The 17,216-nt window shown below is 64.2% G+C and carries 17 protein-coding genes and 1 tRNA gene; 3 read left to right on the forward strand and 15 right to left on the reverse strand.

Features of this window, described 5'->3' with window-relative positions:
* Nucleotides 1-68 precede the first annotated feature (68 nt).
* Nucleotides 69-1,316: a hypothetical protein gene (locus tag C7455_RS15195; protein ID WP_109669651.1), complete on the forward strand. Its 1,248-nt coding sequence runs from the start codon at nucleotides 69-71 to the stop codon at nucleotides 1,314-1,316.
* A gap of 70 nt (nucleotides 1,317-1,386) precedes the next feature.
* Here the strand turns inward: C7455_RS15195 and C7455_RS15200 are convergent.
* Both C7455_RS15200 and C7455_RS15205 read right to left on the reverse strand, forming a co-directional pair.
* Nucleotides 1,387-1,462, reverse strand: a tRNA-Ala gene (locus C7455_RS15200).
* Nucleotides 1,463-1,574: 112 nt separating this feature from the next.
* Entirely contained in the window at nucleotides 1,575-1,916 is a 342-nt protein-coding gene (locus tag C7455_RS15205; RefSeq protein WP_109669653.1) for a TIGR02300 family protein, read from the reverse strand.
* Nucleotides 1,917-2,036: 120 nt separating this feature from the next.
* On the opposite strand from C7455_RS15205, the gene C7455_RS15210 reads away from it, so the two are divergent.
* Nucleotides 2,037-2,762: a M48 family metallopeptidase gene (locus tag C7455_RS15210; RefSeq protein ID WP_109669654.1), complete on the forward strand. Its 726-nt coding sequence runs from the start codon at nucleotides 2,037-2,039 to the stop codon at nucleotides 2,760-2,762.
* On the forward strand, nucleotides 2,756-3,409 hold the full coding sequence (locus C7455_RS15215; protein WP_109669656.1) for a GntR family transcriptional regulator: 654 nt from the start codon (nucleotides 2,756-2,758) through the stop codon (nucleotides 3,407-3,409). Before C7455_RS15210 ends, C7455_RS15215 begins: the two co-directional genes overlap by 7 nt.
* Nucleotides 3,410-3,512: 103 nt before the next feature.
* Here the strand turns inward: C7455_RS15215 and C7455_RS15220 are convergent, their stop codons facing one another.
* The 13 genes from C7455_RS15220 to mdh all read right to left on the reverse strand — a co-directional run bounded on the left by C7455_RS15220 (nucleotide 3,513) and on the right by mdh (nucleotide 17,177).
* The gene (locus C7455_RS15220; protein ID WP_109669657.1) at nucleotides 3,513-3,854 is read right to left on the reverse strand and encodes a hypothetical protein; all 342 of its coding nucleotides are present in this window, start codon (nucleotides 3,852-3,854) and stop codon (nucleotides 3,513-3,515) included.
* Nucleotides 3,835-5,223 (reverse strand): dihydrolipoyl dehydrogenase, encoded by a 1,389-nt coding sequence (gene lpdA, locus C7455_RS15225; RefSeq protein ID WP_109669659.1) that lies wholly within the window; start codon nucleotides 5,221-5,223, stop codon nucleotides 3,835-3,837. The genes C7455_RS15220 and lpdA overlap by 20 nt, the downstream gene beginning before the upstream one ends.
* Nucleotides 5,224-5,294: 71 nt before the next feature.
* Nucleotides 5,295-5,696 (reverse strand): MAPEG family protein, encoded by a 402-nt coding sequence (locus C7455_RS15230; protein WP_109669660.1) that lies wholly within the window; start codon nucleotides 5,694-5,696, stop codon nucleotides 5,295-5,297.
* Nucleotides 5,697-5,784: 88 nt separating this feature from the next.
* The gene (locus C7455_RS15235; protein WP_109669662.1) at nucleotides 5,785-6,099 is read right to left on the reverse strand and encodes a GIY-YIG nuclease family protein; all 315 of its coding nucleotides are present in this window, start codon (nucleotides 6,097-6,099) and stop codon (nucleotides 5,785-5,787) included.
* Between the two features lie 85 nt (nucleotides 6,100-6,184).
* Nucleotides 6,185-7,687 carry a 2-oxoglutarate dehydrogenase complex dihydrolipoyllysine-residue succinyltransferase gene (gene odhB / locus C7455_RS15240; protein WP_109669663.1) on the reverse strand — a complete coding sequence of 501 codons (1,503 nt, stop codon included), beginning with the start codon at nucleotides 7,685-7,687 and terminating at the stop codon, nucleotides 6,185-6,187.
* Nucleotides 7,688-7,691: 4 nt separating this feature from the next.
* Nucleotides 7,692-10,652, reverse strand: a complete 2,961-nt coding sequence (locus tag C7455_RS15245) for a 2-oxoglutarate dehydrogenase E1 component (RefSeq protein WP_109669665.1) — start codon at nucleotides 10,650-10,652, stop codon at nucleotides 7,692-7,694.
* Nucleotides 10,653-10,687: 35 nt separating this feature from the next.
* Nucleotides 10,688-11,398 (reverse strand): sulfotransferase family 2 domain-containing protein, encoded by a 711-nt coding sequence (locus C7455_RS19965; RefSeq protein WP_146200020.1) that lies wholly within the window; start codon nucleotides 11,396-11,398, stop codon nucleotides 10,688-10,690.
* Nucleotides 11,399-11,581: 183 nt separating this feature from the next.
* Nucleotides 11,582-12,463, reverse strand: a complete 882-nt coding sequence (gene sucD / locus C7455_RS15255) for a succinate--CoA ligase subunit alpha (protein WP_109669668.1) — start codon at nucleotides 12,461-12,463, stop codon at nucleotides 11,582-11,584.
* Nucleotides 12,464-12,474: 11 nt separating this feature from the next.
* Nucleotides 12,475-12,741 (reverse strand): hypothetical protein, encoded by a 267-nt coding sequence (locus C7455_RS15260; protein ID WP_109669670.1) that lies wholly within the window; start codon nucleotides 12,739-12,741, stop codon nucleotides 12,475-12,477.
* 16 nt (nucleotides 12,742-12,757) lie between these two features.
* The gene (gene sucC / locus C7455_RS15265) at nucleotides 12,758-13,951 is read right to left on the reverse strand and encodes an ADP-forming succinate--CoA ligase subunit beta (RefSeq protein WP_109669671.1); all 1,194 of its coding nucleotides are present in this window, start codon (nucleotides 13,949-13,951) and stop codon (nucleotides 12,758-12,760) included.
* 183 nt (nucleotides 13,952-14,134) lie between these two features.
* The gene (pepT, locus tag C7455_RS15270) at nucleotides 14,135-15,379 is read right to left on the reverse strand and encodes a peptidase T (RefSeq protein WP_109669673.1); all 1,245 of its coding nucleotides are present in this window, start codon (nucleotides 15,377-15,379) and stop codon (nucleotides 14,135-14,137) included.
* A gap of 132 nt (nucleotides 15,380-15,511) precedes the next feature.
* Nucleotides 15,512-16,171, reverse strand: coding sequence for a class I SAM-dependent methyltransferase (locus C7455_RS15275; protein ID WP_109669674.1), 660 nt, complete (start codon nucleotides 16,169-16,171; stop codon nucleotides 15,512-15,514).
* A 43-nt stretch (nucleotides 16,172-16,214) separates the two neighbouring features.
* The gene (gene mdh, locus C7455_RS15280; protein WP_109669676.1) at nucleotides 16,215-17,177 is read right to left on the reverse strand and encodes a malate dehydrogenase; all 963 of its coding nucleotides are present in this window, start codon (nucleotides 17,175-17,177) and stop codon (nucleotides 16,215-16,217) included.
* Nucleotides 17,178-17,216: the final 39 nt, after the last annotated feature.

Genomic DNA, 17,216 nt, shown 5'->3' on the forward strand with positions numbered 1-17,216 from the left:
GCAGACCTTGGTCCGTTGGGCTTGCGTGCTTGCCGCCTGTACAAGCTGTAATGAGGGTCTTTCGTGCCATGGCTGAACCCGAAGGTCTTCTGCTCGAGGCGGATCTGAGCGAGGCCGGTCTGGCCGCGTGGTTTCGCCGGAAGATCTTGACCGCCGAGGGCAAGGTGACGGTGGGCCGCGCGCTCTGCCTCGTGCTGGACGGGGGCGAACCGGCTGATATCGTGATCGTTCACCATGATCCGGCCAAGGGCCGCCTGTTCTTTGCCTGGATCCTGAATCACTACGCAGATGGGGCGCTTGCGCCGGTCTGGCCGCTGATGGCGGCGCTGGCCAGCGTGCTCGACCGTGAATCGCGCGCTCTGGGGGCTGTCGCCAGCACCTTTCCGTTGCCGCGCGAAGGGGTCCGGCTGTCAGGCGGCGCTGTTGACCGCTTTGCACCCGACAAGGTCGCGCCCGAACTGCTGACCGGCCTGTCGGACAGGCTGTGGGGCTTTGCGCGCAAGGGCGTCTTTCCAGATGCCGCAGGGTCCATGGCCGCGCGGGGGATGCAGTGCAAGCCGTTCCGGGCAGCGTGGAAATCCTATCGCGCCTGGTGCGACGAGGTCGAAAAACCCGCCCGGATCGCCGCCGCGACATCTGAGGCGCCCTTTCGCCTCTTCGATGACATTTTCACCGCGGAAGGGGCGGTGTTCCGTCGAGACGGCTTCAGCGGCCGGGATATTCCCTTTCCGGGCGCTGATCCTCTGTCTTTCCGGATCGAGGCAGGGTTTCACGCCGACCGCACACAGGTCTGGGATCGGCGGCTTGCGTCCGGCTCGCCGCCCGCGGTTGTCCGGCAGGGCGGCTTCGTCGTGAACAACCGTGCCGCGATCTGGAACCATGTGCCGGTAGTTGGCGCCGAAGGTGCGAGTTTCCGCTGGCTCTTCGACCGCTGGGACACGATCTATTGGGCCGACCGAACCCGTGTCTATGCCCGCGAAGTAGGCGGTATGCTGGTGGTGCTGCCCGGCGCTGACGCAAAACGGTTCCGCGCGCTTGGTCCGTGTTTCGGAACGGACGGCGCGGGCGTTTTCTTCGGTGCCCGCCGCCTGCCGCTCGACCCCGCAGGGGTGCGGTCCGAGGGGCTGTTCCTCTGGGATGACGACAAGGTGTTCTTCCGCGATCAGGAGTTGCCGTTGAAGGGCGCGGAGTTCCGTATCCTCGGGCAGAAGAGGTCGGAACATTCGAGACAGACATGCTATCGCCTGAGCGACGGTGCGCAGGGGCTGGTGCTGGAACTGAGTGGACAGATCCTGCCCGATGATCCGGCATTCTGAGCACGATCAAGGCGCCACGACACGCGATGTGGGGCTCTTTGCCCTTCGGGCGTGGGATGATCTTAAATTTTGGTGGAGCCTAGGGGGATCGAACCCCTGACCTCTTGCATGCCATGCAAGCGCTCTCCCAGCTGAGCTAAGGCCCCGAATGAGGGGCGCTTACGCCCCGTCGAGTGGTCGGCGGTGTATGCGAGGGCGGGGGGGTACGCAAGGGAAAAAACACCGTTTTCCACCACGCTGCCCCGCCCCCGCGGGTGGTCAGTCGTCGTCGTTTCCGGCGACGTCGGTCAGATCGTCAAGCGCGACGGTGTCGCCCTCATCATCATCGTCCAGCACATCGTCATCGTCGATATCGACGTCCGCATCGTCGTCATCGATCTCGATGTCGTCGTCCAGAACCAGATCGTCATCATCGACGACGACCTCCTTCACGGCCTTCTTGTCGGCCTTGTCGGCAACCATGCTGCGACCGCCCTTGCCGGTGTCGAGCGTGACGACTTCGCCGGTGTAGGGGCTGATGATCGGGTTGCGGCCCATGTCATAGAACCGCTTGCCGGTTGTGGGGCAGACGCGCTTGACGCCCCATTCCTCTTTGGGCATTGAACCCCCTCAAAATAACTCTTCGGTATCGCAGGATGCGGACCTCTGCCATAGTGTGCGGATGGTGTCAAACCCCGTCCGCGCCTGTCATCGGGTGCGGGGTTCAGGACGGTCGATCCGGTGTCGAAAACGCGCGCTTCCACACATGTTCTGCCCGGCGATCCGCCGGTCGTGGTGTCGCTCAGGCGGTCCACCCGCGCGACGCGTTACAGCCTGCGGGTGTCGCGGTCTGACGGGCGGGTGAGCCTTTCGCTGCCGCTTTGGGCGTCCGAGGCGGAGGCGCTGGCCTTTTTGCGCGACCGCGAGGCCTGGGTGCGCCATCACCTGAGCGCCGCTCCACGCCCCGCGCGGGCCCGGATCGGGGTGGATGTTCCGGTCTGCGGCGTGCCGCGTCCGGTGGTGGCCGGCGGAGGGCGTGCGGCCCGGTTCGAGGGTGGCGTGATCGCGGTGCCGCCGGGTCCGCGCGAGGGGCCGCGAATCAAGGCGCTGTTGACGGCATTGGCGCGCGACCGGCTGGCGCGCGCGGTGGCGGTGCATGCAGGCACGCTGGGTCGGGTGCCCGGTCAGCTGACACTGCGCGATCCCAAAAGTCGCTGGGGCAGTTGTTCGTCGAAAGGCGACCTGATGCTTTCCTGGCGACTGATCATGGCACCGCCCTCGGTGCTGGATTACGTCGCTGCCCATGAGGTCGCGCATCTGGTCGAGATGAACCATTCCGATGCCTTCTGGCGGGTCTGCGCCCGCCTGCGCCCAGATTACCGTGAGCACCGCGACTGGCTACGCCGCCACGGGTCGGAGCTTCTGGCGCTGCGCTTCGATCTTGTGGAAGAGGATGCCCCATGCTGATGAACCCCCGCCCGACCGAGACCGGAGCGGCGGTGGCCCATGACCGGGTCTATCGCGCGCTCAGGACCCGGATCATGCATGGCGAGGTGGGGCCGGGCGAGGCGATGACGCTGCGCGGCCTTGGCGCGGAATTCGGCGTGTCGATGACGCCCGCGCGCGAGGCGGTGCGGCGGCTGGTGAGCGAGGGCGCGCTGTTCCTGTCGGCCTCGGGCCGCGCCTCCACCCCCGAACTGTCCAATGAGCGCATCGAGGAACTGGCGGCCCTGCGCGCGCTTCTGGAGCCGGAACTCGCCGCCCGCGCGCTGCCCCGCGCCCATCCCGCGCTGATCGAGCGTATGGAGGCGATCAACGCCACCATCGGGCAGGCGATCGCGCGTCGGGACGCCGTGGCCTACATCAAGCGCAACCTCGAGTTTCATCGCACGCTCTACCTGCGTGCTCAGGCGCCCGCGATGCTGGCGCTGACAGAAACGGTGTGGCTGCAGCTGGGGCCGACGATGCGGGCGCTCTATGGGCGGCTGAACCGGACGGAACTGCCGCAGCACCACCGGTTGATCGTGGCAGCGCTGAAGGCCGGGGACGAGCCGGGGCTCAGGCTGGCGGTGCGAGCGGATGTGACGCAAGGCTTGCGGCTCTTGGCGGGGTAGGGCCTGTGGCCGGTCGCCGGGGGTCGTCCATTATGCGCCATTGGTTCGAGAACAATGGACGACGCCCCCGGACCCCGGGGATATTTTTCAAACACAGAAGTGGTCAGAGGGACATGAGGTGGCTGTCGGGCAGCCAGCCTGTGGTGCCTTGAGGTGTTTCGCAAAGTGACCAGCCGTTCAGGCGCAGGAGGCGGACGACGGGAGTGCCTGCTGCAATTGTCAGCTCGGTGCTGTCGAAATCTGCTGTCGCGCAGCCGTCTACCACCAGCCCCTCGGGCAGCCAGCCGCCGAGGCCCTCGGCATTGGTGGTCCAGCGCCAGCCGGGGTTGTCGGGGTCGGTGTGGTGGGAGGCGAGGCGTTGGCCCCGCGCCACGCTGAGCGCGGGGGTGTAGCTGGCCTGCCAGTCCTGCGTGAGGGTGGCGCGCTCAGGCGTGGATCGCGCCATCGCCGCAAGCCAGCGCCGCCTCGCGCACCGCCTCGGAATAGGTCGGGTGGGCGTGGCAGGTCAGCGCGAGGTCTTGCGCGCTTGCGCCGAATTCCATCGCCACGCAGACCTCGTGGATCAGGTCGCCCGCCATCGGCCCGATGATATGGGCGCCAAGGATGCGGTCGGTTTCCTTGTCGGCGAGGATCTTGACGAAGCCGTCGCCCGAGAAATTGGCCTTGGCCCGCCCGTTGCCCATGAAGGAGAACTTGCCGACCTTGTAGGCGCGACCGTCCTTCTTGACGCTTTCCTCGGTGGCACCGACCGATGCCACCTCGGGGTGGGTGTAGATCACGCCGGGGATCACGCCGTAGTTCACATGGCCATGTTTTCCCGCGACCACCTCGGCCACGGCCATGCCTTCATCCTCGGCCTTGTGGGCCAGCATTGGGCCCACGATGGCATCGCCGATGGCGTAGATGCCCTTGATGTTGGTGGCATAATGGCTGTCGGTGGCGATCTGGCCGCGGTCGGTCATCTTGACGCCGAGCGCCTCGAGGCCGAGGCCGTCGACGTAAGGCTTGCGGCCGGTAGCGACGAGGACGGTGTCGGCCTCTACGATGTGGGTGCTGTCGTCCTTGCGGAGCTTATAGGTGACCTTGGCGCCGCTTTTGGCCGTGTCCACGGATTGCACGGCGGCGCCGAGCGTGAAGGCAAGCCCTTGTTTTGAAAGGATGCGCTGGAAGGTCTTGGACACTTCGGCGTCCATGCCGGGCGTGATGTGGTCGAGATATTCGATCACCTGCACCTCGGCGCCCAGACGGGCATAGACGGAGCCAAGCTCCAGCCCGATGACGCCCGCGCCGATCACGACCAACTTTTTCGGGATCTTGGCCAGCTCCAGCGCGCCTTCGGAGGTCACGACGGTTTTCTCGTCGATCTCGATGCCGGGGAGCGCCGATGGCGTGGAACCCGTTGCGATGATGATGGTTTTCGCCTCATGCGTGTCGTCGCCGACGCGGACCTTGCCCGCCTCGGGGATGGAGCCCCAGCCCTTGAGCCACGTGATCTTGTTCTTCTTGAACAAGAACTCGATGCCCTTGGTGTTCTGGGCGATCACGTCATCCTTGTAGGCCAGCATCTGTTTCCAGTCGACCGACGGCGACTTTCCCTTGAGGCCCATGGCGGCGAAATTGTGTTCGGCCTCGTGCAGCATGTGGGAGGCGTGCAGCAAGGCCTTGGAGGGGATGCAGCCGATGTTGAGGCAGGTGCCGCCCAGCGTCTCGCGCCCCTCGACGACGGCGGTTTTCAGGCCGAGCTGCGCGCAGCGGATGGCGCAGACATAGCCGCCGGGGCCGGAGCCGATGATGATGACGTCATAGCTGGACATGGGGTCCTCCTGTCGGGAATAGGTCGGTCACGGGGCGTACACACCCCGTACACAGGCTGTACATACGCGGATCACGCACCGCTGCCAAACAGGGCGGCGAGCAGCATGACGAGGGTGGCAAGAAAACCCACGGCCCAGATCACGCTGCGCCATGGCACGAGCCCCTGCGCATAGGCGGGGATGTAGAGCACGCGGGAGACGAGATAGGCATGGGCGCAGATCTCGGTCAGGGGCGAGGACCGGCCCGAGAGGGTGACGACGACGACCGCGATGGCGAAGAGGATCAGCCCCTCGAAATGGTTGTTCATCGCGCGCTGGAGGCGGCCGGCCACGCCGGTCAGTTCCACCTTGGCATCGCGCGGGCCCATGGCGGCCTTGGTCCCCGCCTGCGCGTTGCCGGCGACGGAGTAGAGCGCGATCTGCAGGTATTGCAGGAGGGCGGCGAGGGTGAGGATGTAGAGTTCGGTGGTCATTTTGGACTTCCGTCAGGATGGAGGGAGGCCCTCGGGTCGAGCCCGAGGGTGACGGTGAGGGTGACGGCGTTGCGGGAAGTGGAGACGATCATCGGGCCACACCTTCCGTCATCGTCGGGCTTGACCCGATGATCTCGTCCCACAGGTCGCGCCAGCCCGGATTGGCCGTTTCTATCAGATCGACCTTCCATGCACGGTTCCAGCTTTTCAGGGCCTTTTCGCGCCGGATGGCTTCCGTGGGGCTATCATGCGGTTCGAACCAGACAAGGCGTTCGAGGTTGTAGCGATCCGTGAAGCCTTTCACGGCATGGGTCCGATGCTCGTGCACACGCCGGACCAAGTCATTGGTGACGCCGATATAGAGCGTTCCGTCTGGCTTGTTGGTCATCATGTACACGAACATCCTGCTGGCCCCTTGGGTGAGAGGCCCTCGGGTCAAGCCCGAGGGTGACGGGTCGGATCATCGAGCCCGAGGGTGGCGGAACACATCACAGATCCATCAAGAGCCGCCGCGGATCCTCCAGCGCTTCCTTTACCCGCACAAGGAACGTCACCGCGCCCTTGCCGTCCACGACGCGGTGGTCGTAGCTGAGCGCCAGATACATCATCGGGCGGATCACGATCTGACCAGCCACGACCATCGGCCGGTCCTGGATCTTGTGCATGCCCAAGATGCCAGATTGCGGCGGGTTGAGGATGGGCGAGGACATCAGCGAGCCGTAGACACCGCCGTTGGAGATGGTGAAGGTGCCGCCCTGCATCTCGGCCATCGACAGCTTGCCGTCGCGGGCGCGGCGGCCTTTCTCGGCGATTTCCTTTTCCAGATCGGCAAAGGATTTCTGGTCGGCGTCGCGGATGACCGGCACGACGAGGCCCTGCGGCGTGCCCGCCGCGATCCCCATGTGGACGAAGTTCTTGTAGACGATATCGGTGCCGTCGATCTCGGCGTTGACCTCGGGGACCTCGCGCAGCGCGTGGACGCAGGCCTTGGTGAAGAAGGACATGAAGCCCAGCCGCGCGCCGTGCTTTTTCTCGAACAGGTCCTTGTATTCGTTGCGCAGGTCCATGACGCCGGTCATGTCCACCTCGTTGTAGGTGGTCAGCATCGCGGCGGTGTTCTGCGCGTCCTTGAGGCGGCGGGCGATGGTCTGGCGCAGGCGGGTCATCTTGACCCGTTCCTCGCGGGCGGCATCCTCGGCCGGGCTGGGGGCGCGCTGCGCGCTGGCCATGGGGGCGGGGGCTGCGGCCACGGGCGCGGGGCTTGAGGCGGCTTTCATCACGTCTTCCTTCATGATCCGCCCGTCGCGGCCGGTGCCCTGCACCTGCGCAGGCGTAAGGCCCTTTTCGGCCATCAGTTTCTGCGCTGCGGGGGCGTTTTCGATATCCTTGCTGGTCGCCGCTGCTGCAGGCGCGGCGGCGGCGGTGGGCGCGGGCGCTGCGGCTGCAGCGGAGGCACCGCCGATGACGCCAAGCTTGCCCGAAGCCTCGACCGTCGTGCCCTCGGGGGCGAGGATTTCGGTCAGCACGCCTGCGGCCGGGGCGGGCACCTCGACCGAGACCTTGTCGGTTTCCAGCTCGCACAGCATCTCGTCTTGCGCGACGGTGTCGCCGACCTTCTTGAACCAGGTCGAGACGGTTGCCTCGGTCACGGACTCGCCAAGGGTCGGCACCATGACGGTGACGGCCTTTCCCTCGGGGGCGGCGGCGGCTTTGCCGGGGGCCTCGGCTTTGGCCTTGGCGGGGGCGGCACTCGTGCCTTCGGTCAATGTGGCGAGCAGCGCGTTGACGCCGACCGTTTCGCCCTCGGCGGCGACGATGTCGCCAAGGGTGCCTGCGGCGGGCGAGGGAACCTCGACCGTCACCTTGTCGGTTTCCAGCTCGCACAGCATTTCGTCGATGGCGACGGTATCGCCGGGCTTCTTGAACCAGGTGGCGACGGTGGCTTCGGTGACGCTTTCGCCCAGGGTGGGCACGCGGACTTCTATGGACATGGGATTACCCTTCGATGGTCAGCGCGTCGTTCACGAGCGCGGTTTGTTGGGCCTTGTGCATACTGGCAAGCCCCGTGGCGGGCGAGGCGCTGGCCGCACGTCCGGCATAGCGGGGGCGGGTGTGTTTCGCACCGATCCGGGTCAGGACCCATTCGAGGTTCGGCTCGACAAAGGACCATCCGCCCTGGTTCTTGGGCTCTTCTTGGCACCATACGATTTCGGCACCCTTGAAGCGTTCCAACTCCTTCATCAGCGCCAGCGCGGGGAAGGGATAGAACTGTTCCAGCCTGAGCAGGTAAACATCGGTGATGCCGCGATTGTCGCGTTCTTCCAGAAGATCGTAATAGACCTTGCCCGAGCAGATCACGACGCGACGGATCTTGTCATCCGATGCCAGCACGGTGTCGGAATGGCCTTTTTCGGCGTCATCCCAAAGCACCCGGTGGAAGCTGGAGCCGGTGGTGAAATCCTCGGCATCCGAAATCGCCAGCTTGTGACGCAGCAGTGATTTGGGCGTCATCAGCACCAGCGGCTTGCGGAAGCTGCGGTGGATCTGGCGGCGCAGGATGTGGAAGTAGTTGGCGGGCGTGGTGCAGTTGGCCACGATCCAGTTGTCCTCGGCGCACATCTGCAAGAAGCGTTCAAGACGTGCGGAGGAGTGTTCAGGCCCTTGCCCCTCGAAGCCGTGAGGGAGCAGCATGACAAGGCCCGACATGCGCAGCCATTTGCGTTCGCCCGACGAGATGAACTGGTCGAACATGATCTGCGCGCCATTGGCGAAATCGCCGAACTGCGCCTCCCACATCGTCAGGGCGTTGGGTTCGGCAAGGCTGTAGCCGTATTCGAAACCAAGGACGGCGTATTCAGAGAGCGCGCTGTCGATCACCTCGTAGCGGCTTTGGCCTTCGCGGACATGGTTGAGCGGGTAGTAGCGGTCTTCGGAATCTTGCTCGACCAGCGCGGAATGGCGCTGGCTGAAGGTGCCGCGCGCGCTGTCCTGACCGGCCAGACGCACCGGGTAGCCTTCGGTCAGAAGGCTGCCAAAGGCCAGCGCCTCGGCGGTGGCCCAATCGAAGCCGTGGCCGGTCTTGAACATCTCGGCTTTGGTTTCCAGCAGGCGCGCGACCGTCTTGTGCAGGTTGAAGCCATCGGGCGCGGTGGACAGCGCGCGACCGACCTCGGCCATGGTCTCGGGCCGAATCGCGGTCTCGCCGCGCTGGTATTCCTCGCCCTCGCGGTTGAGGTGCGACCAGCGGCCATCGAGCCAATCGGCCTTGTTGGGCTTGTAATCCTTGCCGGCCTCGAATTCCTCGTTCAGGCGGGCCTGAAACGCGGCTTTCGCATCCTCGATCTCACCTTCGGGGATCAGACCATCCTTGACCAGCCGTTCGGTATAAAGCTGCAGCGTGGTCTTTTGCGTTTTGATCTTCTTGTACATCACCGGGTTGGTGAAATTCGGCTCGTCGCCTTCGTTGTGGCCGAAGCGGCGGTAGCAGAAGATGTCGAGCACCACGTCCTTGCCGAATTTCTGCCGGAACTCGGTGGCGACGCGTGCGGCATGGACCACGGCCTCGGGGTCATCGCCGTTGACGTGGAAGATGGGCGCCTCGACCATCAGGGCGATGTCGGTCGGGTAGGGGCTCGACCGGCTGAAATGCGGCGCGGTGGTGAAGCCGATCTGGTTGTTCACCACGATGTGCATGGTGCCGCCGGTGCGGTGGCCCCGGATGCCCGAGAGCTGGAACCCTTCGGCGACGATGCCCTGACCGGCAAAGGCCGCATCGCCGTGCAGCAAGATCGCCATGACGCGGCGGCGTTCACTGTCGCCCATCTGGTCTTGCTTGGCGCGGACCTTGCCCAGAACAACGGGGTTCACCGCCTCGAGGTGGGAGGGGTTGGCCGTCAGCGACAGGTGCACGCGGTTGCCGTCGAATTCCCGGTCGCTGGATGCCCCGAGGTGGTATTTCACGTCGCCAGACCCGTCGACATCCTCGGGCTTGAAGCTGCCGCCCTGAAACTCGTTGAAGATCGCGCGGTAGGGCTTGCCCATCACATTGGCCAGAACCGACAGACGGCCGCGGTGGGGCATGCCGATGACGATTTCCTGCAGACCCAGCGCGCCGCCGCGCTTGATGATCTGTTCCATCGCGGGGATCAGCGCCTCGCCGCCGTCAAGGCCGAAACGCTTGGTGCCCATGTATTTGACGTGCAGGAATTTTTCGAAACCCTCGGCCTCGACCAGCTTGTTCAGGATCGCCTTGCGGCCCTGCTTGGTGAACTGGATTTCCTTGCCATAGCCCTCGATCCGCTCCTTGAGCCAGGCGGCCTGTTCGGGGTCGGAGATGTGCATGTATTGCAGCGCGAAGGTGCCGCAGTAGGTCCGCTTCACGATCTCGACGATCTGGCGCATGGAGGCCATCTGCAGACCCAGCACGTTGTCGATGAAGATCGGGCGATCCATGTCGGCCTCGGTGAAGCCGTAGGATTTGGGATCAAGTTCGGGGTGTGGCGTGGTTTCGCGCATGCCCAGCGGGTCGAGATCGGCAACCAGATGCCCGCGGATGCGGTAGGCGCGGATGATCATCAACGCGCGGATACTGTCGAGCACGGCGCGCTGGATCTGCGCGTCGGTGACTTCCACGCTTTTTTCTTGCGCCTTGGCCTTGATCTTGTCGCCCGCACCCTTGATCTCGGCGGCGGCCTGGGGCCATTCGCCGGTCAGCGCGTTGGTCAGGTCATCCGAGGGCGTGGGCGGCCAATCGCGGCGCGCCCAGCTTGGCCCTTGCGCCTCGGCCTGTGCGTCCTGCGCGCTGTCACCAAGGGCCGCGAAAAACGCGCGCCACGCCTCGTCGACCGCGTTCGGGTCGCGGGCGTATTGGGCATAGAGCTGTTCCAGATAGGCCGCGTTGTGGCCTTGCATGAAGCTGGAGGCGTGGAACTGGTCGTTCGGGCTCTGGTCGGTCATGGCTGCACCTTTTTCAGCAGGTGTGATACCCACTTCTACTGTGGTTCGTTGGCATAGTCACAGTTATCGAAAACCCACTTATGGCGCTCAACAACCATTTTTACTGAGTCTTCATCGTAGTAGTCCCGCACTTCATATCGTCGGGTTGCAGCCATGCTCTTTGTATGAGGCAGGCTATCTACTGCAATGTCTACGCCAAGTTGCGCACCTAGCGATTTCAGATCGTCGCGCAAATTTTCAAATCGAACAATAAAGTCTACACACAACTTGCCGTCGATTGTGACAATACTTTCGTCGGCGTCCCAACGTCCACTTACAATCCACGTCTGAAAGTTTTTTCGAATACCATCAAAGTCGCCCCCCAAGAAAGGTGCGTTCCGATGACCATAGTGAAACATGGAAACCATGCGGTCAAATGGGTTGCGCACCGTAGTAATCTTGGTGGATTGCCGCCACTTGATCATGCCAACAAGCTGCTGGACCATCGCCGCCGGTTTATGATTGTGCCAAAGTCCATAAATTTTGGATAGCTCATCTGGCAATTGCGCACCTTTAAGTCGTGAGCCGATAATGCCTCGATCTGACACGATAACGTCCACTTTCTCTAAAACCGCATGCCCTTCTGGTGCGCAGAAGGGTTCGAGTAGCATCTCAACGGATGTGCCTGCGGTTTTCTTCGTCTTTAGGAAAATGAATTTTGGGTCATTGCAAACCAAAACCATGACTAAATTTCCTTTTTCAGACACCAGGTCGGGCAGTTCTTTCGCTTGTTAGGCGAAGGTTTCTTGATGTCGCGTGCGGTGTGGCATCGAATGACGCTCGAAGCGTATAACCGCCATTTGGAGCTTGGATTGGCCAATTGTGCACCTGACTTGGGTTGAGCGCCCGGACGGGATCACTTGCCGCCCGGGGATGTGTGGGTTCTCTTGTCAGCCGATCGCCTTCAGCACGGCCTCGCCAAGGCCTGCGGGGCTGTCGGCCACCACGATGCCTGCGACTTTCATCGCCTCGATCTTGCTTTCCGCATCACCCTTGCCGCCGGCGACGATGGCGCCAGCATGGCCCATGCGGCGGCCCGGAGGGGCGGTCCGGCCGGCGATGAAGCCGGCGGTGGGCTTCCAGCGGCCGCGCTTTTTCTCGTCGGCGAGGAATTGGGCGGCTTCTTCTTCGGCCGATCCGCCGATTTCGCCGATCATGATGATCGAATGGGTCTCGGGGTCGGCCAGGAACATTTCCAGCACGTCGAGATGTTCGGTGCCCTTGATCGGGTCGCCGCCGATGCCCACGGCGGAGGATTGGCCGAGGCCCACGTCGGAGGTCTGTTTCACAGCCTCATAGGTCAGCGTTCCCGAGCGGGACACAACGCCCACCGACCCGCGCCGGAAGATGGAGCCGGGCATGATGCCGATCTTGCAGGCATCGGGCGTCATAACGCCGGGGCAGTTGGGCCCGATGAGCCGCGATTTCGACCCTTCCAGCGCGCGCTTGACCTTCATCATGTCGAGCACCGGGATGCCTTCGGTGATGCACACGATCAGTTCCATCTCGGCGTCGATCGCCTCGAGGATGCTGTCGGCGGCGAAGGGCGGGGGCACGTAGATCGCGGTGGCGTTGGCGTGGGTCGCATGCTTGGCCTCATGGACCGAATCGAACACCGGCAGGTTCAGGTGGGTCGAGCCGCCCTTTCCGGGCGTCACGCCGCCGACCATCTTGGTGCCATAGGCGATGGCCTGTTCCGAATGGAACGTGCCCTGTGAGCCGGTGAAGCCTTGGCAGATCACCTTGGTGTTTTCGTCGACGAGGACAGCCATCGTCTTTCTCCTTAAATCTTGTGCGGGTCGGAGGGCGAAGGCCACTCCGGACTGGGGGATATGGCCGCGCCCGTCCCGATGGGGGTGGGCGCGCTGTTTGGCCGGGCCTGTGCCAGATGCGTGATCATCGCCAGCACGAACAGGCCCGCGCCCAGAAGGTGAAGCGCCGACCAGATCGCGCGCCGCCTGCCGATGCCGGCGGCCGGGCGGGCCAGCGCGTGCTGGCCTGCTGCCGTCGCTGTCGTGAACAGGGTGGCGGGGATCGGGTTCAGGCGCATCGCGGGGGTTCCCGGTTCAGCCCTTGACCGCTTTCACGATCTTTTCCGCCGCGTCCGACAGGTTGTCGGCGGCGATGACGTTGAGGCCGGAGGCGTTGATGATCTCCTTGCCCTTCTCGACGTTGGTGCCCTCGAGGCGGACTACAAGCGGGACTTGAAGGCCGACTTCCTTGACGGCGGCCACCACGCCCTCGGCGATGATGTCGCAGCGCATGATGCCGCCGAAGATGTTCACCAAGATGCCCTTCACGTTGGGGTCGGAGGTGATGATCTTGAAGGCTTCGGTCACCTTTTCGCGGGTGGCCGAGCCGCCCACGTCGAGGAAGTTGGCGGGTTCCGAGCCATAGAGCTTGATGATGTCCATCGTCGCCATGGCAAGGCCCGCGCCGTTGACCATGCAACCGATCTGACCGTCGAGCGCGATGTAGTTGAGGTCATACTTGGAGGCCGCCAGTTCCTTGGGGTCTTCCTCGGTCTCGTCGCGCAGGGCTGCGATATCGGCATGGCGGTAGACCGCGTTGCCGTCGAAACCGACCTTCGCGTCGAGCACCTTGAGGCTGCCCTCGTCGGTGACGATCAGCGGGTTGATCTCCAGCATCTCCATGTCTTTTTCGGTGAAGGCCTTGTAGAGCAGGCCCATCAGGGACACGCATTCCTTGACTTGCTTGCCGGTGAGGCCCAGCGAAAAGGCGACGCGGCGGCCATGGAAAGACTGGTAGCCGGTGGCCGGATCGACCGAGAAGGACAGGATCTTTTCGGGCGTGTGGGCCGCGACCTCTTCGATGTCCATGCCGCCCTCGGTGGAGCAGACAAAGGAGATGCGGCTGGTCTGGCGATCCACCAGAAGGGCCAGATACATCTCGCGCTCGATGCCCGAGCCGTCTTCGATGTAGATGCGGTTGACCTGCTTGCCGGCGGGGCCGGTCTGGTGGGTGACGAGGGTGCGGCCGAGCATGCGCTTGGCTTCCTCGGCGGCTTCCTCGACGGATTTCGTCAGGCGCACACCGCCCTTTTCGCCGGCGTCGGCTTCCTTGAACTTGCCCTTGCCGCGGCCGCCGGCATGGATCTGAGCCTTGACCACCCAGAGCGGGCCGTCCATTTCGCCTGCCGCCGTCTTGGCTTCTTCGGCCCGCATGACAACGCGGCCATCGCTGACCGGTGCGCCGTATTGGCGAAGCAGCGCCTTCGCCTGGTATTCATGAATGTTCACGAAACTGTCCCGTCGTTGGTGGAGTTTGGTCAGGGCATAAGCACAACCGACGCGGGCAATAAACCGGCTTTGTGCCGCAGGAGCAGGGTTTTCGGGAAAAAAGCGACATTTGTGATCACAGGCTGAAAACGTGTGATCACAAGCTGCCGATGTTAGTGGTATGCAATCGTATCCCGGCACGACTCAGGTGGGTTTCGTCCCGGTCGCACGGGCCGCGATCTGCATCATGAGGCGTGTTGCAAGCGCCATGTCCTGCACCGACACGAATTCGAGCGGGCCGTGCACATTCTGCATGCCGGTGAACAGATTGGGGCAGGGCACGCCCATTTCCGTCAGCCGCGAGCCATCGGTGCCGCCGCGGATCACGGCCTCGATCGGCTCATGTCCCAGATCGCGCAGCGCGTCGCGGGCAAGATCGACGGGCGTCATGTCATCCTCCAGCCAGTAGCGCATGTTGCGGTATTGCGGCGTGATCTGCACGTCGATTTTCGCGCGCGGTTCGGTGGCGGCGATGGCGGCGCAGACCTGCCTGACCAGATCGCCCTTGGCGGCCAGCCCGTCACGTTCGAAATCGCGCAAGATCAGCCGCAGCACCATCTGGTCGGCGCTGCCCTTCATGTCGACGGCGTGGATGAAGCCTTCGCGGAGCGATGTGGTCTCGGGCGTCATGGTCGCCTGGGGGAGCGTTTCGACGATGCGGGAGGCGAGGTGGATGGCGTTCACCAGCTTGCCCGTCGCCTCGCCGGGATGGATCGAGACGCCGGTGATGGTGACGACCGCGAAATCGGCGCTGAAGGTCTCGTAGACGATCTCGCCCGCGTCGCCGCCGTCGAAGGTATAGGCGAAATCGACGCCCAGATCGGCGGGCAGGCGTTTATCGACGCCGCGCCCTATTTCTTCATCGGGGGTGAAGGCGATGCGGATCGTGGGGCGCGGCAGGTCGGGGTTTTCGATCAGGTGGCGGGCGGCGGTCATGACGATGGCGATGCCCGCCTTGTCATCAGCGCCCAGCAGCGTGAGGCCCGAGGCGGTCACGATATCCTCGCCGATCTTGGTGGCGAGGTATGGGAAATCCTCGGGGGTGAGCGTCAGGTCGGGGGCGTCCGGGAAAGTGATCGCGCCGCCGTTGTAGCCGCGGATGACGCGGGGTTTGACGCCGGTGGCGTTGAATTGCGGGGCGGTATCGACATGGGCGAGAAAGCCGATGGTGGGGCCGGGGCGGTTGCCGGGAATGGTGGCCAGCACCGTGCCATAGGGGGTTTTGGTCACATCCGCCGCGCCGATCTCTTGCAATTCCTGCACCATCAGGTCGAGCATCGCGTGCTGGATCGCGGTCGAAGGTTGGGCGGGGCTGTCCATGTCGGACTGGCTGTCGATGGCGGCGTAACGGGTAAGGCGGGTTTCCAGCTCATGGTCGAAATCGCGCATGTGGGGCTCCTGTCGAGGTTGGGGGGATCAGGGACGCGAGATCGCGGGATGTCAACGGGGGGCGGAAATCTGCAGATTTCCGTTTGGAAAAACTGCAGTTTTTAGGAGCGTTTTCCTGCAGGAAAACGTATCTCACGCCCGGAACAGGACCTGTCCGCGCGGCAGGCGGTCAGGCTGGCGTTCCAGCGTCAGGCCCGCAGCATCGGCCATGCCCCGCAGCGCCGTCTCGGTCAGGTGCCACGGCGGCCGGTCGGGGTGGGTGACGACGCCATCGGGCTGGCGCAGGCTTTCGCCGGCGTGATCTTCGGGTGCCAGAAAGACGGTGAACAGCAAAACGCGGGGCTCGGGCCAGCGGCGGGCGATCCGGGCCAGTGCATGGGCGGTTTGTCCGGGGGGCAGGTGGGTGAAGAGGCCGAAGGCGATGAGGCAATCGACGCGGAGCGGCAGGTTTGGGAAGGCGAAATCGGCATCTTCGACCAGTCGATCCTCGGGCAGACGGTCGGGGTCCGGCAGTTCCATCTCGCGGCCGCGCAGCATGAGGGCGCGGCTGGCGTCGGTCGCCCAGTAATGACCGGGATCGAGGTAGGGGACGGCCTTACAGCCCAAGCGCAGCGATCCCGCGCCGATGTCGAGAAGCGTTTGGTTGGGCTGCAGGCCGTGGGCCTGCAAAAGCGCCATTTGCAGCCGCCCGGTTTCGTCCCAGCGGCCGCCGACGATATCGCGGTGACGGCCATCACGGAGCGCGCGGTCGTAGAAGCCGGACACGAGATAGGGAGAGGGCGCGCGCGTCATGGGGTGCGGCGGCCCCTCGGTCCGGGGGCCGCCGCGAGGTGCATCAGGCGAGGCTTTCGTCGATCGCCTTGCAGGCGTCGACCAGCCCTTTGACCGCGGCGACCGAATTGTCGAACATCGCCTGTTCGTCCTTGGTCAGCTTGATCTCGACGATGCGCTCGATCCCGCCTTTGCCGATCACGGTGGGCACGCCGACGTAGGTCTTTTTCAGGCCAAACTCGCCGTCGCAATAGGCGGCGCAGGGCAGGACGCGCTTTTGATCCTTGAGGAAGGCCTCGGCCATCTCGATGGCAGAGGTGGCGGGCGCGTAGAAGGCGGAGCCGGTTTTCAGCAGGCCCACGATCTCGGCGCCGCCGTCACGGGTGCGCTGGACGATGGCGTCCATCTTTTCCTTGGTGGTCCAGCCCATCTCGATCAGGTCGGGCAGGGGGATGCCCGCGACGGTCGAGTAGCGCACCGACGGCACCATCGTGTCGCCATGCCCGCCCAGCACGAAGGCGGTCACATCCTTCATCGAGACATCGAATTCTTCGGCGAGGAAGTGGCGGAAGCGGGCGCTGTCGAGAACGCCGGCCATGCCGCAGACCATGTGCGGGGGGAGGCCCGAGAATTTCTGCAGCGCCCAGACCATCGCGTCGAGCGGGTTGGTGATGCAGATCACGAAGGCCTTCGGCGCATGGGTCTTGATGCCTTCGCCGACCGACTTCATCACCTTGAGGTTGATGCCCAGAAGATCATCGCGGCTCATCCCCGGCTTGCGCGCGACACCGGCGGTCACGATGCAGACATCGGCGCCCGCGATATCGGCGTAATCATTCGTGCCCTTCATCTTCGCGTCGAATTTCTCGGACGGGCCGCTTTCGGCGATGTCGAGCGCCTTGCCCTGCGGAACGCCTTCGGCGATGTCGAACAGGACGACGTCGCCCAGTTCCTTGAGTGCCGCGAGATGGGCGAGCGTGCCGCCGATCTGCCCGGCGCCGATCAGCGCAATCTTGGGTCTGGCCATGAGATTGATCTCCAGGTGCCTCGTTGATATCGGCGATGG

This window comes from Roseicyclus mahoneyensis (assembly GCF_003148775.1).
GTDB classification, from domain to species: domain Bacteria; phylum Pseudomonadota; class Alphaproteobacteria; order Rhodobacterales; family Rhodobacteraceae; genus Roseicyclus; species Roseicyclus mahoneyensis.

Coding starts and splice junctions, on each gene's coding strand:
- C7455_RS15195 (WP_109669651.1), top strand. CDS start 69: ATGGCTGAACCCGAAGGTCTTCTGCTCGAGGCGGATCTGAGCGAGGCC.
- C7455_RS15205 (WP_109669653.1), bottom strand. CDS start 1,916: ATGCCCAAAGAGGAATGGGGCGTCAAGCGCGTCTGCCCCACAACCGGC.
- C7455_RS15215 (WP_109669656.1), top strand. CDS start 2,756: ATGCTGATGAACCCCCGCCCGACCGAGACCGGAGCGGCGGTGGCCCAT.
- C7455_RS15220 (WP_109669657.1), bottom strand. CDS start 3,854: ATGGCGCGATCCACGCCTGAGCGCGCCACCCTCACGCAGGACTGGCAG.
- lpdA (WP_109669659.1), bottom strand. CDS start 5,223: ATGTCCAGCTATGACGTCATCATCATCGGCTCCGGCCCCGGCGGCTAT.
- C7455_RS15230 (WP_109669660.1), bottom strand. CDS start 5,696: ATGACCACCGAACTCTACATCCTCACCCTCGCCGCCCTCCTGCAATAC.
- C7455_RS15235 (WP_109669662.1), bottom strand. CDS start 6,099: ATGTTCGTGTACATGATGACCAACAAGCCAGACGGAACGCTCTATATC.
- odhB (WP_109669663.1), bottom strand. CDS start 7,687: ATGTCCATAGAAGTCCGCGTGCCCACCCTGGGCGAAAGCGTCACCGAA.
- C7455_RS15245 (WP_109669665.1), bottom strand. CDS start 10,652: ATGACCGACCAGAGCCCGAACGACCAGTTCCACGCCTCCAGCTTCATG.
- sucD (WP_109669668.1), bottom strand. CDS start 12,463: ATGGCTGTCCTCGTCGACGAAAACACCAAGGTGATCTGCCAAGGCTTC.
- C7455_RS15260 (WP_109669670.1), bottom strand. CDS start 12,741: ATGCGCCTGAACCCGATCCCCGCCACCCTGTTCACGACAGCGACGGCA.
- pepT (WP_109669673.1), bottom strand. CDS start 15,379: ATGCGCGATTTCGACCATGAGCTGGAAACCCGCCTTACCCGTTACGCC.
- C7455_RS15275 (WP_109669674.1), bottom strand. CDS start 16,171: ATGACGCGCGCGCCCTCTCCCTATCTCGTGTCCGGCTTCTACGACCGC.
- mdh (WP_109669676.1), bottom strand. CDS start 17,177: ATGGCCAGACCCAAGATTGCGCTGATCGGCGCCGGGCAGATCGGCGGC.